This window comes from Streptococcus porcorum, from assembly GCF_053203725.1.
Map to the genome: position 1 here is coordinate 1 of NZ_JBRUDG010000042.1, position 15,541 is coordinate 15,541.

General features: G+C 40.4%; 8 protein-coding genes and 1 pseudogene. All 9 read right to left on the reverse strand.

All coding sequences use genetic code 11. The features are described 5' to 3' along the window. On the reverse strand, window positions 1–101 hold a 101-nt coding region (locus ACVRWY_RS08760; RefSeq protein ID WP_172442351.1), incomplete at its 3' end, for an aminoglycoside 6-adenylyltransferase. A gap of 32 nt (window positions 102–133) precedes the next feature. After that, on the reverse strand, window positions 134–868 hold the full coding sequence (locus ACVRWY_RS08765; protein WP_000662263.1) for a class I SAM-dependent methyltransferase: 735 nt from the start codon (window positions 866–868) through the stop codon (window positions 134–136). Then, the gene (locus ACVRWY_RS08770; RefSeq protein WP_027974273.1) at window positions 849–1,727 is read right to left on the reverse strand and encodes a nucleotidyltransferase domain-containing protein; all 879 of its coding nucleotides are present in this window, start codon (window positions 1,725–1,727) and stop codon (window positions 849–851) included. The genes ACVRWY_RS08765 and ACVRWY_RS08770 overlap by 20 nt, the downstream gene beginning before the upstream one ends. A 29-nt stretch (window positions 1,728–1,756) precedes the next feature. After that, window positions 1,757–3,676: a tetracycline resistance ribosomal protection protein Tet(O) gene (gene tet(O), locus ACVRWY_RS08775; RefSeq protein ID WP_000691759.1), complete on the reverse strand. Its 1,920-nt coding sequence runs from the start codon at window positions 3,674–3,676 to the stop codon at window positions 1,757–1,759. A 366-nt stretch (window positions 3,677–4,042) separates the two neighbouring features. After that, window positions 4,043–4,417 carry a TnpV protein gene (locus ACVRWY_RS08780; protein WP_001140406.1) on the reverse strand — a complete coding sequence of 125 codons (375 nt, stop codon included), beginning with the start codon at window positions 4,415–4,417 and terminating at the stop codon, window positions 4,043–4,045. After that, complete coding sequence (locus ACVRWY_RS08785; protein WP_354369701.1) at window positions 4,398–10,346, reverse strand: helicase-like domain-containing protein; 5,949 nt, start codon at window positions 10,344–10,346, stop codon at window positions 4,398–4,400. The genes ACVRWY_RS08780 and ACVRWY_RS08785 overlap by 20 nt, the downstream gene beginning before the upstream one ends. A 49-nt stretch (window positions 10,347–10,395) precedes the next feature. Then, window positions 10,396–10,947 (reverse strand): hypothetical protein, encoded by a 552-nt coding sequence (locus ACVRWY_RS08790; protein WP_354369702.1) that lies wholly within the window; start codon window positions 10,945–10,947, stop codon window positions 10,396–10,398. Beyond that, complete coding sequence (locus tag ACVRWY_RS08795) at window positions 10,931–11,122, reverse strand: calcium-binding protein (protein ID WP_074390206.1); 192 nt, start codon at window positions 11,120–11,122, stop codon at window positions 10,931–10,933. The genes ACVRWY_RS08790 and ACVRWY_RS08795 overlap by 17 nt, the downstream gene beginning before the upstream one ends. Next, a pseudogene (locus ACVRWY_RS08800) lies at window positions 11,123–15,541 on the reverse strand (SspB-related isopeptide-forming adhesin); the annotation flags it as partial. It lies immediately after the preceding gene.

Consider the following 15,541-nt stretch of genomic DNA (forward strand, 5'->3'; position numbering starts at 1 on the left):
TTAATATTTGCGCGTGACCCCTCAAGGGTCACAATTCGAATACGTTCATCCTGTTCTGCTAAAGAAAGTACTAAATCCATCATTTCTTTTTCTGATCTCATTTACATACTCCTCGTTTATTTTTTCTATATTATTACATCTTCTTTTTTGCCGATACAATCAGCATCATTGGGCGTCGCATTTCATCCGCCATCCCCGGAATATCCATCATGTTCTCTGGCGGCTGTGGCTCCACAATCTGATTTATTATAAAACTATTTGAAAGCAGTGTATTTAGATATGTGGTCAGTGTTCTATGATATTTTGTAACCTTTTCTTCCAAAAACATAGCTGTCCGTTTGCCCTCATAATAATAATTGTCCACCGGGAAATGCAGTATTTCTCCTTTTTCGTTATAATACCAGTCTTGTGTTCCATGAGCAGTAAAAACAGGATGTTCAACTGTAAAAACTAAATTGCCACCAGCCTTCAGCATCCTATATATCTTTTTTATTAAATTCTCATAGTCTGCTACATAATGAAACGCAAGCGAACTTAGTATTACATCAAAGCTCTCCTCTGGGAAATCCACATCTTCTATGGCACAGCATTCATATTCAATCTGTGGAAAATGGGTTTTTCCTTTTGCTACTTCGAGCATTTTATGAGAAATATCAACACCTACTACAGAGGAAGCACCGTTTTCCATCGCATATATACAGTGCCATCCATAGCCGCATCCTAAATCAAGCACACGCTTACCCTTAAAATCAGGTAGCATCTTTTTCAAAGTCTCCCATTCTCCCGCACCAGCCAGTCCTTTCTGCGAGCGACTCATTTGACTGTATTTTTGAAAAAATATATTATCATCATATTTGTTTTCTTTCATCTGAACTCTCCTCGTTTAAAAAGTTATTTATCTCCGATACAATTTCATTCACTTCATTATAAAGCTTCTCGGTCATGTCGTAGCATTCAAAAAGTGAGATACCGAGTACTTCAAAAATATGATTTACCTTCTCGGTATATTTTTCAGGTTTATGTTCAAAAGTTTCAAGCAGTTTTATAGCTTTCTTTTCGTTGATACAATAAGCATTATTACATGCAAATAACACTTGATTTAAACATGAAACTATACGAAAAACATGACCCGCAATATAATATTTATCGTCTGTTCCCGAATTTGCTTTTACAAACATTAAAGAGAACCCTGCTTCAAACATAAAAAAGTTAACTAAACTTTTCTGCAAAGCATTGGGATAAGTTTCTGCCTGTTTTTTTAATTCGCATAAGCTTTCATTCTTAGCATATAGTATTTTGCTAATCGCTAATTCTCCTCGATACATTGCACTAATATAACCATGGGGATGCCCAGTCTGATAATTGGCAGTAACAATTCCGTGCTCTGTATCTTTCATTATTTGTTCCACACGTTTAATATCACGTAAAATTAAATCCACATGATACCCGTTTATGACTAACCATCCGCCGCCATTAATCCAATCACCCCATGCTCCGGGAGGTACAACAAGGTTATTTCTATGCTCATCATCCAGCTTTGTAGCGAATTGATTAATAGTATTTATGTCAAATGATTCTGAATTGTAATAGATGCCGATATCTATATCCGAATCCTCTGTATGGGTGCCCCTTGCACGTGAACCACCTAAAACAATACCTTCTATATAAGACAGAGAGGATAATTTCTCTGCTACTGATTTAATAATATTAGTCTCTAATCCTTTCAAATCTCATTTTATATGACTTTTGCAAGCTGTTAAGCTAACTTGTGGAACATATGCCGAACCTTATCTATACGGCTATTCGGGCGGCGGGGTTGGCAAATAAATTTACCAATAGCTGGCTGGTATCCTTTTAACTCTGTCAAGCAGACTCCCTGCCCATTTGTGAAATAAGTTAAATCGTTCCTGTATTCTTGAATACATCTGGCAGGGATTTCTCCTTTCAGAATGACCTCGTCATTCTTTACCTGAGTACTTACAATATCTGCACAATACCTTGGGGCATCATGATACGCCCGTGAGAGATATTCCTGCGGTGCATAAATTTCAAAGTGGAGATATGGCTCTAATAGTTCTGTCCCTGCTTTTTTTAAAGCCTGCTCCAATACGATAGGGGAAAGCAGCCGAAAGTCTGCGGGGGTACTTACAGGACTATAATACAATCCATATTCAAAACAGATTTTACAGTCTGTCACTTTCCATCCATACAGCCCCTGCTCGCAGCCATAAAGAACCCCCTCCATAACCGCATTTTGGAACGATTGATTTAAATATCCAAGTGAAACTCTGCTTTCATACTGCACTCCGCTTCCAATAGGGAGCGGCTCTATGGACAACCCGACAGAAGCCCAGAAAGGATTTGGCGGGACTTCTATGTGGATGGTATATTCTGCTTTTCTAAGCGGTCTTTCCATATATATAACAGTAGGCTCTTTTATTTCTGCCTCCACATGATATTTTTCCTCAAGGATGGCACAAATGACTTCCATCTGCACATTCCCCAAAAAAGAAAGTATAATCTCATGCGTTGTAGTATCCACATAATATTTTAAAAGAGGGTCGCCATCTGAAATTTCTGTAAGTGCCCCAAGCAATATTTCCCGCTGTTCAGATTTCTTTACTGCAATCGTTGTTTGGAGCATAGGGAGAGGATTTTCAATAAATTTTCTCTGCGGCAACAGCATTTCGTTCCCCAAAATACTGTTTAGCTGCAAAACATCATTTGGTAAAATTACAATATCACCAGAGCAGGCTGTATCGGATGAATATAATTCACCGTTTGTCGGAACACACATCTCTGTGATTTTTATTTTCTCTTTTTCAGATATTTTAATAACATCCCTCAAATGCAATGTTCCGCTATATATACGCACATAAACAAAACGCCGCCTTTTCTCTGAATATTCAATCTTAAAAACCTGCCCGCATAGTTCAGATTGACCTTCAGGCGTTGATGAATAAAATTTACTGGCAATTACTTCTATAAGCTGCCGAATCCCCAGATTGTTTTTAGCGCTTCCGTGATAAACGGGAAATAACGTTCCGTTTTGGAATCTCCTGTTTTCTTCCTGTTCCAGTTCTGACATTTTAAACGGTTTCCCTGACATATATTTCTCTAATAGTTCATCGTTTCCCATAATTACCGCATCCCACTGTTCCATATCGTCATTGTCCGTTACATTTATATGGGGATGCTGCCCAACCTTTTGCTTCACTATAATTTCCGAAGAAAGCTTTGCTTTCATTTCTTGATATACCATTGGCAAATCAATCCCCTCTTGGTCAATTTTATTGATGAAAAAAATTGTCGGAATCTTCATTGTCTGTAGTGCATGAAACAGTATACGGGTCTGTGCCTGTATGCCATCCTTTGCAGAAACTAATAATACTGCTCCGTCTAATACGGATAAAGAACGGTATACTTCCGCCAAAAAATCCATATGGCCTGGCGTATCTATAATGTTGACTTTTACATCCTCCCACTGAAAAGATGTCACTGCTGTCTGGATAGTGATTCCCCTTTGACGCTCCAAATTCATTGTATCTGTCCTTGTTGTGCCTTTATCTACGCTCCCTGGTTCTGCAATTGCACCACTGGTATACAATAAACTCTCCGTTAATGTTGTCTTTCCTGCGTCAACGTGAGCCAGAATGCCTAAGTTAATTATTTTCATGTGATTTTCCTCCTATCAACACCCAAAAAAGGGCATAAAAATACCCAGTGATAAATACTCCTATCACTGGGTAAATAACTCCAATAGCCCCAAAACACTTATATGTTTTCGGGCATATAAAATTACATGATAAAAGTATTCTTAAACTGGGTACAAAAAACTAAGCCCCATATTAAAAGTGAAACGGGACTGCTACTTTTTGTTCCCACTATCAAATTGACAGTTTATTTAATAATACCTTGCCGCATATTTATTAACTCCTTGTATAATACTGAATCTAATTATATTCCTTAACCCTTTATTTGTCAACCTGACAAACTAAAGCAGAAAAAGCGGCAGGATTTCCCCCTGCCACTAATCATCTGTTTATGCAAAAATAATTTCCTTTTCCACAATCTCCCTCGCACAAGCCCTTATGTTATTGAGGCATCCTGTCCATTCTAAGGCGTTTTCTGCCTTTAGCTGTTCCGTTATGCCCTGTGCCTGTTTCATACCCTCTATGAGCCTTTCAAAGCGTTCCTGTGCCTGTCTGTCAATGTCGGCAAGGTAAGCGTTAAGTCTGCCGCTTGTAAGAAGATTGGTGTATGTAACTTTGCAGTGATGCTTCAGATAATCCAAATGCCGCTGTCCCCAGATGCCTATCGGCTGTTCTTCTTCGGCGGGTACAGTTAAGCACGGTATTAAATAATCGCCTTGCCTTTCGTATTTGCCGCCCATTTCCTCAAAAATTGTCTTTGCCATTGTCTGTTACCTCCACATTCTTTTTTATTTTGAATGTCCGCAAAATCCGTCCTACATCAGAAGGACGCCAGGGAACATCTAAGTGGTGGACAGCTTTCATGCGTGATTGCACGTTTAGACCCGTTCCCCCTTTTTCCGTAGAAGCCATGAGAATCCGTACTTCTCCACTATTGACCTTTCTAGACAGTGAGTTTTTCTTCTCATCAGTATTGGCGTCATGGACAAAGGCTATTGCTTCTTTGGGAATCCCTCTATCCACTAAAAGGTCTTTCAATTCATTGTAAACATCAAAGCCTTCTTCCTTACTCTTAGGCGTTCCAATATCTGAGAAAATCATCTGGGTAGCCTTTTCTCCTGCTCCTTCAAGGTAGATTCGCTCGACATTATCAACCACTTGAAGGATTTTCTGATTATCTGATAAGGTATAAACAGGATCAATCAACCGCATATCAATAGCTAGTTTTCTAGCTTCCCCGGTTATCTTTAACATATTATCTCTACTTGGGTCAACACTACCTGACTTGATAGCGTCTGAACGCTCTACCAGTTCTTCTAAATAGTATTTCTGAGCTTGCGTTAACTCGCTTTCCACCGCAATAATCTTAGCTTCAGGTACAGGTAAATCAAGCATATCTGAGGTCTGAATATCGGCAGTTTCCTTGTAGATTCGCATGAGTTCAGGAAGGTTGACAAATTTCTTGAACCGTTTCTTGGGTTGGTACTTATCTCCTGTCGGGGCTAGTTCCATAGAGTTTTCAATATTCCCAAAAGCCCCAACCCATGAATCAAAATTGGATACCTGGTATCGCTCTAAAACATCAGGTTGAATGTAATTCATCATGGTGAAAAGTTCACTAATAGAGTTAGAAACTGGTGTTCCTGTCGCAAAAACGACATTTCTATCTCCATGCTCTGCCTGAACCTGTCTCACCTTCATCTCCATGTCTACGTTCTTTTTTGAAGTCGTGTTGGTAATGCCGGCTACATTCCCAAGTCCAGTGATTGGTCGGATATTCTTGAAGTGATGAGCCTCATCCACAAAGAGAAAATCAATGCCAAGGTTTTCAAATTCGATAAAGGTATCTCGCTCTAGTTTTTGGAGTTCTTCCAACTGGTGCTCCAATCCCTTAATCGAACGCTCCGCTTCTTTCACCGTATAATCAGAATCACTTCCTAGCTTGATTTCTCTGAGTTGCTCAAGTTTGTCATTGATATAGGTGACCTGTTTTTCACGACTCATCGGTATTTTCTCAAACTGGGAATCCCCAATGACAATCGCATCATAATCCCCTGTAATAATCCGAGACACAAACTGCTTACGTTTGGCTTTGGCAAAGTCTTTCTTAGTGGTCACATAGACTTTTTTGGTTGGGAAGAATTTCATGATTTCTTGACCAAACTGAGCAGTCAGACTAGACGGCACCACATAAAGTGGTTTATTTACCATTCCGAGTTCTTTCAGTTTGAATCCTGCCCCAAGCATGGTAAGTGTTTTACCTGAACCAACTTCATGAGCTAGTAGGGCACGTTTTTCCTCGACAATTCGTTGAATGGCATTCTTTTGGTGAGGACGTAAGGATATATTCTGGGCAAGTCCATCAATGGTTAAATGGCTACCATCATAGGTCTTTGATACTGTACGATTATAGAGACTGTTATAGGTGTCTTCAATTATCTGTTGAACTTCTGGATACCTTGCTACAAAATCTTGAAAGAGTTCTTGTAGGTGCGTTTCCTTGGCACGCAGGACTGTTGTTTTCTCTACATCCGTCACATTCTTTTTCTTATCCCCTTCGACAACTTGTTTTGTGATCGTTGGTTGATTGGAATTCAGGAGGTTTTCAAAGATTTTTCGACCACTATCATAGCGTGAAGCAGGGACACCTAAACTCCTATCCGTTGCGTTGGAATAGGTGTAGGCAAACTTAGATTGGTAAGTGATAACCCCGTCAATGGGACTGACTTCAAGGACTGTTGCTACTTCTTGGTCTGACAGTTCATAGGCTTTCCCCATAAAGGTTTCTTGGGCAAATTTTCCGTAAACAGACAAGGGAATCCAGCGTGAACCAATCCGATAATCTATGTCTGCCAAGGTAATACGTGCTGGTTTAACCGCTTCTAGAAGTCCTGCATAATGCGTCCAGTTAAAGTCACGATTGTCTTGTTTGACGAGTAGGTCCACCACTTCTAACTTGCTAACGACATCACCGGACAGAAAGTCTTGGCGAGAAACATAAGTCAACTCACCTCTCAAATACATTTCTGGATCTGGCATAATATAGTCCCCTAATTCCTCGATCAAAACTGCCTTAGAATCAACCTGATAAATGGACATCATATAAGCAAAATCAACACCACGACCGTCTGCTAAACTGGAATTTAAGGCATCAAGGGCAGTATGTACCTTTTTAACCTCTTTTTCAGGACGCACTAGAGCCTTCTCAAAGGCAAGGGATTTGGTATAGATAACAGACTTTCCACTTGGATCCAGACTTTCATCTTCCAAACTAGCAAGAAGTGAATACTTATCATCACTATCAAAAAGATTGCGGTTCACAGCACTATTCAAATACCCATAGCGTTTGACAAAGCTATCATAGGTACGATTGAGTTTGCCTAACAAATGGTTAAAGGTCCCCTTATCGTAGTCATAATGGCGTTGAATGGCAATGACCTCTTGGTAAGCATTTCGAATATCGACCATTCCTTTGATTCTTGCCACTTCTTTATCAGACAAAGGAGCTTCATAGAAAACTGTCTTTTTATAATACCCCTTAAATTGTCCGCGTTTAGCTGCATCATCGGTCACATAGACATCCAGAGCAGTGCCATCTGTAACTTCTAAGCTATTAAATCTATCAATCTGTTTTTGGGAATGTTTGGTGTCCCATGCTTTGAAGTTGCCCTCTTCATCGACATAGTAACTGATTTCTTCCGTCTTAGTTCCGACTCGAATGCCTTTATTATCTCGATAGTAGACCGTAGAACCCTGATAACCAAAACTGTACTGACCTAGATTCTCCCTCATTTCAGCTGGAATGGAGGTATCAATGACTTGTTTGGTCAACACATCTGGGTTAATGATGACCTCATTTCTATCAATCTTTCTTGGGGCTTTTACTTGATGTAGAGCTGTTTCAACACTTGCAATCAAGTCATCACTAGTCCCCTTAACAGAAAGTGTTCCGCCATTAAAATTTCTGACCTCGTAGGTTCCTAGCACTTGGCTATTGTATTCCCCATCAAAATAAGGATTGAGCCAAATGCGACTATCCTTCACATAGCGAATAGAACCTGAAAAGGCTAAGTCGTCTGCCACATATCCCTTGTCTAAGTGTTTCTGGAAGAATAACATATCCGATGTGACACTCGTTCCTGCAATGGCCTTAAAGGCAGAATCAGGCAGTCGAACCCCACCAAGAAATTCAGTTGTCTCACGAATATCTTGTAAAATATTTTCTGTTCGCTTATCCATAGTTCCTGTGGAAGAGATAATCGCTACTTGTCCACCATCATGGACCAAATCAAGTGACTTTTTGACAAAGTAGTCATGAATCATGTAAGGCTTATCGTACCTGTTATCCGCAATTCGTATATTGGCAAAGGGAACATTTGAAATCACTAAATCAAAACTATTGTCGTTAAAAGCCACCGTCTCAAAGCCCTTAATTTCAATGTGACTATTTGGATGAAGGTGTTTGGCAATAGCTCCTGTAATAGTATCTAATTCCACACCATATAACTCACTCTTTTCTCTTAAGTGTTTGGGCATCGCCGCAAAAAAATTCCCTGTTCCCATGGAAGGATCTAGGATTTTGCCACCTGTAAAGCCATCTCTTTCTAACTTATCCCACATCTGACGGATAAGGGCAGGGTCTGTGTAATAGGCTGTCAGAGAGGACTGTTTCATATCCGAATACTCTTTATCTGTGACTAGGCTTTTCAGTTCTTCTCTTTCCTTAGAAAATTTTGGATTATAGTCATCAAAAAATTCATTGGCTAGTCCACCCCAGCCTACATACTTGGCAAGGAGTTCTTGTTCACTTGGTAAAGCATTGCGGTGCTCTACTTCTAGATTTTTCACCAAACGAATAGCAGCTATGTTTGTCTCAACCTTATCTCTAGCAGTCTTAGGATAGAAGACCGTCAAATCTTCTGGAAAATGGAAGTCTGTTACTGGACTATCTGGAATTATTTCGACTACCTCCTCTTCAGGATTTTGATTATCTGTATCTTCAAGATCAGTATCGTTATGACCTTTTTCTGAACCATCTGGATCCAAAACTCCAATGTTCTGAACAGCTTCATTAACGGATTGACTTGTTTCCTCTTCCAGAAATGAAAAAAGATTCAACTCTTGGTCTGGTTCGTCCAACTCTACTTTTGGTTCTGGCTTTGGGATATGAATCACCTGACTAATTTCCTCCCATGTTCTCAAATAAAGAACTGGATTTTGTTCAATGATATCGGAGAAATCATTAACCAACTCAATTCGAATCAAACCATTTAATCGTGCATCGCTGACCGACGTCACTTCAAAGTCCTGTCCTTTATAGGAAACCAACGTCCCAAGCGGATAGTTGTCCAAAACCATCTGAACAAGTGGATTTACCTCAAACGCTTCATCAACTACTTCTTTTCCCTCAGCTTTCTCTAGCTTGTTCTTCCAATCTCTGAGGGTTAAATCTGGCTGATTGCCTTTATCTTTTTCAAATTGCTCCGCGTCTTCTCTGCTAAGTTCTTGGTGTAAAAAGGCGTAGGCAACTTGTCGCAGCTCTTCAATGGAAAGCTGGCTACCAAAGAAAAATTCAACCTTTTCATGACTCAATCCCATTTGGAGTAGTTCTGTCGCAAGGGCTAGTTGAGTTACCGAGGCTTTGGGATAGCCACCTAGTAAAGCAAGGTCCGCATTTTTCAAACGAAAACGACCTGCCGCATCCAATAAAATACCGACTTGGTCTGATTCAAACTGAGATAGCTCAATCCCTAGCTGAGTCAATTTTTCTTGATTTTCTATCCTAATGGCTCGTCCAATTTTTTCTAATTCCTTTTCTTCGACTGTGGTCATCGTTCGTTTCAGCTCATAGGGACTACCATCAGCCTCTAGATAGGCGAGTAACTCCTCTCCATCAAAAACTGGTGTCATTTCCATCTCAGTATCAAAATCACCTCGTCTAAAACTTGGGACTTTGGAACGTTCATTTCGAATTTGGTCAAAATATGTTAGAATCTCAAATTTACGTCGTAATGACAACTCTTCATAGGCTGGCAGATGACTGGTTTTTCCTGTTTGAACATCCAGTTGAGATAAATCTACATCCAAACTAGCAATAACCAGAGTGCCCTTTTCTCGAAAAGATATTGCCTGCTGAACACTTGTTTTATGCTCATCAACAGTTTCATCAGCTCTTGTTTCAAGCTCAGGCTCGTAAGTCAAGAGAAACTGTTCAATATCTCGGCTGATCCGATCCGCTAAATTATTAGCCACACGATAAACATTGACCAAATTAGCTCCCCTACTCTTTTGTAATAGAGAATCTGGTGAAATAGTTTGGTAGTGTCCATTTGAGTCTAATAGTTGAAAACGAGTGGCCAGATTGAACAAGGCCACTTCAATCACCAAGTCTTTTTCAGACGTCGATAGTTTGTCAAGTTTTTGGAGACCAGTTTGGCCGAATACTTGTGTATAGGTCAATAGATCATGAGCAGTATCATAAGGACTAGCCTGAACAAAAGCTGAAACATCTGTCTCAAAGTGAAGTACCTGAACAGGTCTTTTGAATTCCTGCCTATTGGTCATAAACTGATAAACGAGACTATCCCACTCCTCATCAAAATGCTCTGCTTGGTAATATAAAAACGCTTCAAGCAAGGCTCTATCACGAGGAATGGTTGCTCTCATCATTTGTAGTAAGACTTCTTGATTCATTATTCCCTCCCATTTTAAAAAGGCTGAGAGTGTTTCTCAGCCCTTTGTGTTAATCTAGGACCAAGGCTCGTTGGTCTCTTTCTTGTGGAATACCTTCCATTACAGTTGACACATAGTGTTGTAAGAAATGACTTTTCTGGTCTAGTAAATCTTTTTGCAAGGCAAGGTGAACCAAATCTCCAAAATAATCCTGGCTGGAAATAGCCAAGTCCTGTTGAATCATGTCCTGTAAGGTTTCAAGGCTAAGTGGTGAATAATCGTCACTATCCAAAACCTCATACTGTTCCAAGGTGTCTGAAAGACTATTTGAAGACATCAGATCCATAATAAAACTAGAGCCTTCCCCTGTTCGGTACAACTTTTCTAGAATGTCAGTCATATCTGCCTGTACTTCATCCTGATAACTATCCACTTTAACTCGTAGCTCATCACTAATCAAGGATAGGTCATCCTCATCCATATAATCTTGATAAACCTGATTGAGGATTGTTCTATCAGAAATACTTAATTCCAAAGAGAGAAAGGCCTTGATAAACTCTTGGTAATCGACCTTCTCCATTTCAGACAAAGCCTCTTTCATGGTGTCAAAGTTCCAAGTCATCGCACAACTCCTTTTGTGGGACTAGTGGTGAATATCCAGAGTGTAGCTCTTCTAAATCAGCTTGACCATCACCATCTGTGTCAACAGACTGCGGATTGGTTCCCAAAGCTAGTTCCTGAGCATCTGTCAAACCATCTTGGTCTGAATCCTTTTCATAAATAGTTTTTGGATTCATCTACTTCTCCTCCTTTTTCTTCAGTCCATAAGCCGTACCAAGTAGAATACCAGCTCCAATCAAGCCCAAAAGGGATTACTGTTCCCCTGTATTTGGCAAAACGCTAGCTGGAACAGGCGGTTCAATAGTCTCAATTGGTGGTTGAGGTGGTGTGGGTTGATTTGGACTTGGTTCTTCAGGTTGAGGTGTATGTGTTACAACTGTATTTGAGCTGATGACATAGCCATTCACTGTATGGAGATAGGTATTCTCCACCTGACCAGACGCAATCCATTTCATTTGAAGGTAAACATCTGCCTGAAAGGCTGAATCATCAGAGATAGTCTCTAAGAAGGATTTATCAAATGAAATTGACACGAGGCCATTTTCTGTATCTACCTGTTGCAAGGTAAATTTCGTGACTTCTGTTCCCTCTTTTAAGACTGAACCGTCTTTGAGGCTGACATCCGTCATCAGATAGCTGCGGTAAACACCATTGTACTCATCATGCTTTTCATCATAGTTATCTTCAAAACCATATTCAAATAAATCAGTCGCACGATTGCTTGGAATCAATGCTCCAACCAAGCGATAGTTAAAGGTTTGATACAAGGCCACTTCTTTCCCGTCAAGGCTCTCATCTTTATGAGACAAGTCAATTACCACATCTTTTTGTGGGTCTAATTTTGGAACATTATTAACCACTGTTTCCGTGACATAGGCCAAGCCAAAATCAATCTGATAGGCTGTATTTTCATACTGACCACCTGTTTTGGTCAACTCATTTTTTACCGTCATCGGAAGCGTGACAACTAAGGTTTGACCAGTCTTCACATAGGTCTCATAAAAGGTTTTGGGATCATCGCTACTAAGGACCTGAATGGCTCCTTTAGGTGTAAACTGACGTTTAGCCATGGCATCTTGGACGACTTCCGGAGCTTCTGACAAACTAGCGTAGGTGCTGACAGAGATACCAGATACACGATTGCCAGCCTTATCCAAAACTTGAATGCCATCAGGATTTAGGGTAAGGGCTTCTTCTGGGTAATCGTCTACCATGTAAAATCCCTTGGCAAGAACATCATCCGTCACGACCATGTCCTTGTATTGACTGTAATCCAGTACAATTTTGTAATAATTGACCGTATTCGGAAGAACAGTCTTTCCATCAATTGAAATACCTTCTTGATTGGTATTAGACTTATGTGGAGTTACTTTAGGGACAAAATTGGTCACCGTGTTGGTTTCATAGGCTTGCCCAAAGTCCACCTGATAAGCCACGTTTTCATAAGACTTCCCTGAATTAAGCATGGTTTCCAAAACCGTCATCGGAGTGACAATGGTAATATTCTCCCCCTTGGTCACATAAGATTCAAAAAAGGCTTGTGGGTCCTCAGGCATGAAAACTTGAAAAGCTCCTTTAGGCTGAAGTTTTTGTTTAGAAAGGGCTTCTTGTAAAGATTTAGGAGCTTCTGATAATTGAGAATAAGCCTTCACCGTGATTCCTGAAACTGTTTTGCCATCAGATGTGATAAACTGAATAGCTGCTTCATCCGGCAATAAAGCTTCTTCTGGATAATCATCCACAAAGTAAAAACCTTGTGCAATCTGAGAGTTGTCTGCTTTAATCCCTCGATATTGGTCCAAATCCCATGAGAGAGTATAGTGATTTTGAGTTCCCACTAGCATGGGCTTCCCATTGATGTCTACTTTGTCTTTATTGAGGTTTTGTTTCTTGGGTTCTGGAGAAACAAGGGTGTTGGTCACTTCCTTGGTTTCATAGCCATTGCCGAAATCAACTTGATAAGCCTTGTTTGTATAGGTCTTTGTCTGACCGTAGAGACTATCTTTCACCGTCATTTTGGTCAAAAGAGCTAAAGAAGTTCCTGTTTGAACATACTGGTCATAAAAGGCTTGGTTATCATCCGGCAAAAAGACTTGAAAGGCACCTGTCGGTGTAATCTTAGCACGAGCCAATTTATCTTGAAGGTCTTTAGGAGCTTCATTTAGGGAAGCATAGGTTTTAACCGTAATCCCTGATACCTTCTGACCATCAAGAGTTGTGATAGCAGTCCCATTTTCCACCACATCAAGCACTTCCTCTGGGTAATCATCCACAAAGAAGAATCCACATGCAATTGTCTCTTTAGCAGAACGCTCTCCCTTATACTGGTCCAAATCCCAAATCAATCGGTAGTGGTTGGTTGTGCCAAGGGCTACGACCGTGTCATTTATGAGGACACCATCCGCATTTTCATTGTTTTTATCTGGTGTAATGAGTGTGGTTGTCTCCCCATCACCTGGTGTACGAACCGTTACAACATTTGAAGTGACTGTGTAAGCATTGGTTGTACCCTTGTTCAAAAGGAGTTTGTAACTATTGGAATAGGTTGCCCCATCATTTTGAACAGAACCATAGAGTTTTGGAGCGGTCAGTTGATAAACCTTGGTTAAATCTTTATTTACCTCCTGCAACAAGTTTTCCTTTGCGGTCAAGGTCACAAAATTCTTAGTCGCATCAAAGCTAAGGACATAGTTTCCATTCTCTTTTTGTGTAGTTTCCTTATCAAATAGGTAACCAGCAGACAAGTAGTCTTCAAAAATGAGACTAGTCGTTTGGGCACGATTGGGCGATAAGGCATCAACTGTTAAGGGATAAATCACCGTTGAATCTTTTGCGACAGTTTTCTCATGAAGATTAGCTTGGTCACTATTGACCACTTCTTTCATAATCTCTGGAGTTGTCGTCAAATGGTACGCATGATAATGGACAGTGGGTACTTGTGGCGGTGTTGGAAGTTCTTTTGGAATAGGTTTGACAGGTAAGGTTACCTTGGTCAAAGTTAGACTAGGCTGCACCACTTCTTCCAAAGGCTTTGGCGTAAAGGTTACAGGCTTTTCTGGAGTAAAGGTTTTTGGAATATAGATATCTGGTGTTACCGTAATAGGTTCTGGAATGGGTTCAAATTCCACCGTTACATGAGGTTTGGGACTATACGGTGTTACTGTACGTGCAACTGGTAGGGTATTTAAGGCGAACCAGTATGACAAGCCAACATTCTGTGGCATATCACCTTGCCCAAAGGTGACTGTATAGGTATTGCCTGATGTAACTGTTGAGACAATAGCTCCTTTATAAGCATAACGACTTGATGTGGTATCCCATTCCTCAGGTAAATTCAAATCACTTGCACGGTTGGAACCCAAAGAACGTGCAAGACCTTCATTAGTCACTTGAACGGTTGAGCCATTAATCGGCACAAATTTCCCAGATGAATCTTTGACATATTCTAGACCAATGTCATTATGATTGAGGGAAGAATGCGTGAAGACACCTGGTTTTTCTTTTGAGAAAGTTACTTGTGAACCGTCTTCCAAAAAATACTTTGCAACTACACGAAACTCCATCTTGTCTGTTCGCCAGTCACCATTTCCATCATTTCGGTAGGCGATAAAGCCTTCGGTAGGATCATTTGGTACAACCAATTTCACGGCATCAGTTACAGCTGGTGATACAAGGTTGGTAATATCGTAAGTCACACGGCTAATCTTTTTCCCATCAAATCTTGCATTTTGAAGATTTTGATAGTTAAAACTAAGGGTCTCACCTGTTTTGAAGCTATCATAGACAAAGAAGCCCGTGGAATCTAAAATTCTTGAGTACCCACCCAGCATGGCATCGCCAGTTGAAATGATCTGATCAGGATTTCGGGTAATGGCTCCATGTTGTGCTTGGGGCTCACCATTATTGAGGTTGAGAGCTTGAGCAAGGGCTTCAGATATATAACCTTCTTCACCTTTTGAAATCTCGGCTAAGTCACGTTGATAGCGTTCCATTTCTTTGGCATTGTAGGCATCAATCGCTTCATTTTCTTTTCTGGCAGCTTCTTCTTTTTCTTGATTGCGTTTTGTAATGGCTTCAATCTCAGCTACTCGATTTGAAACTAATTGTTGTTTCTCCTGATTAGCCTGATCCACCGCAGCTTGACCTGCACGATTTTCAGCATCTACAGCTGCTTGACCTGCCTGATTACGCCTTTCAATGGCTTCGTTATCTGCCTTTGCCTTAGCAAGTCCAGCTTCATTTTCTTTTTGAATGACCTGATTTTTCGCAACAATATCATCTGCCTTGGTTTTCTTTGTTAGATAATCCGCTACAGCTTGTTCGTTAGTTGATTGAATGGTTTCAACAGCCTTGCCATAGTTTGTATAGTCTAGTACAGCTGTCCCATTTCCTGATGAAACTACTTGTTCATTTACTGTCACATCAGCATCTGCATACTGAGATTTTAGGTCATTAACTTTGGTATCAACCCAAGCATTTGTCTCCTTCCCAGTTTGGTTGGCACCTTCGTAGGCCTGTATCAGCTCCTTATTTTCTTGTTCAATTCGGACTTTTTCATCCTCATAAGCTGCTTTGTCAGCTTTGTAGGTTTCAGT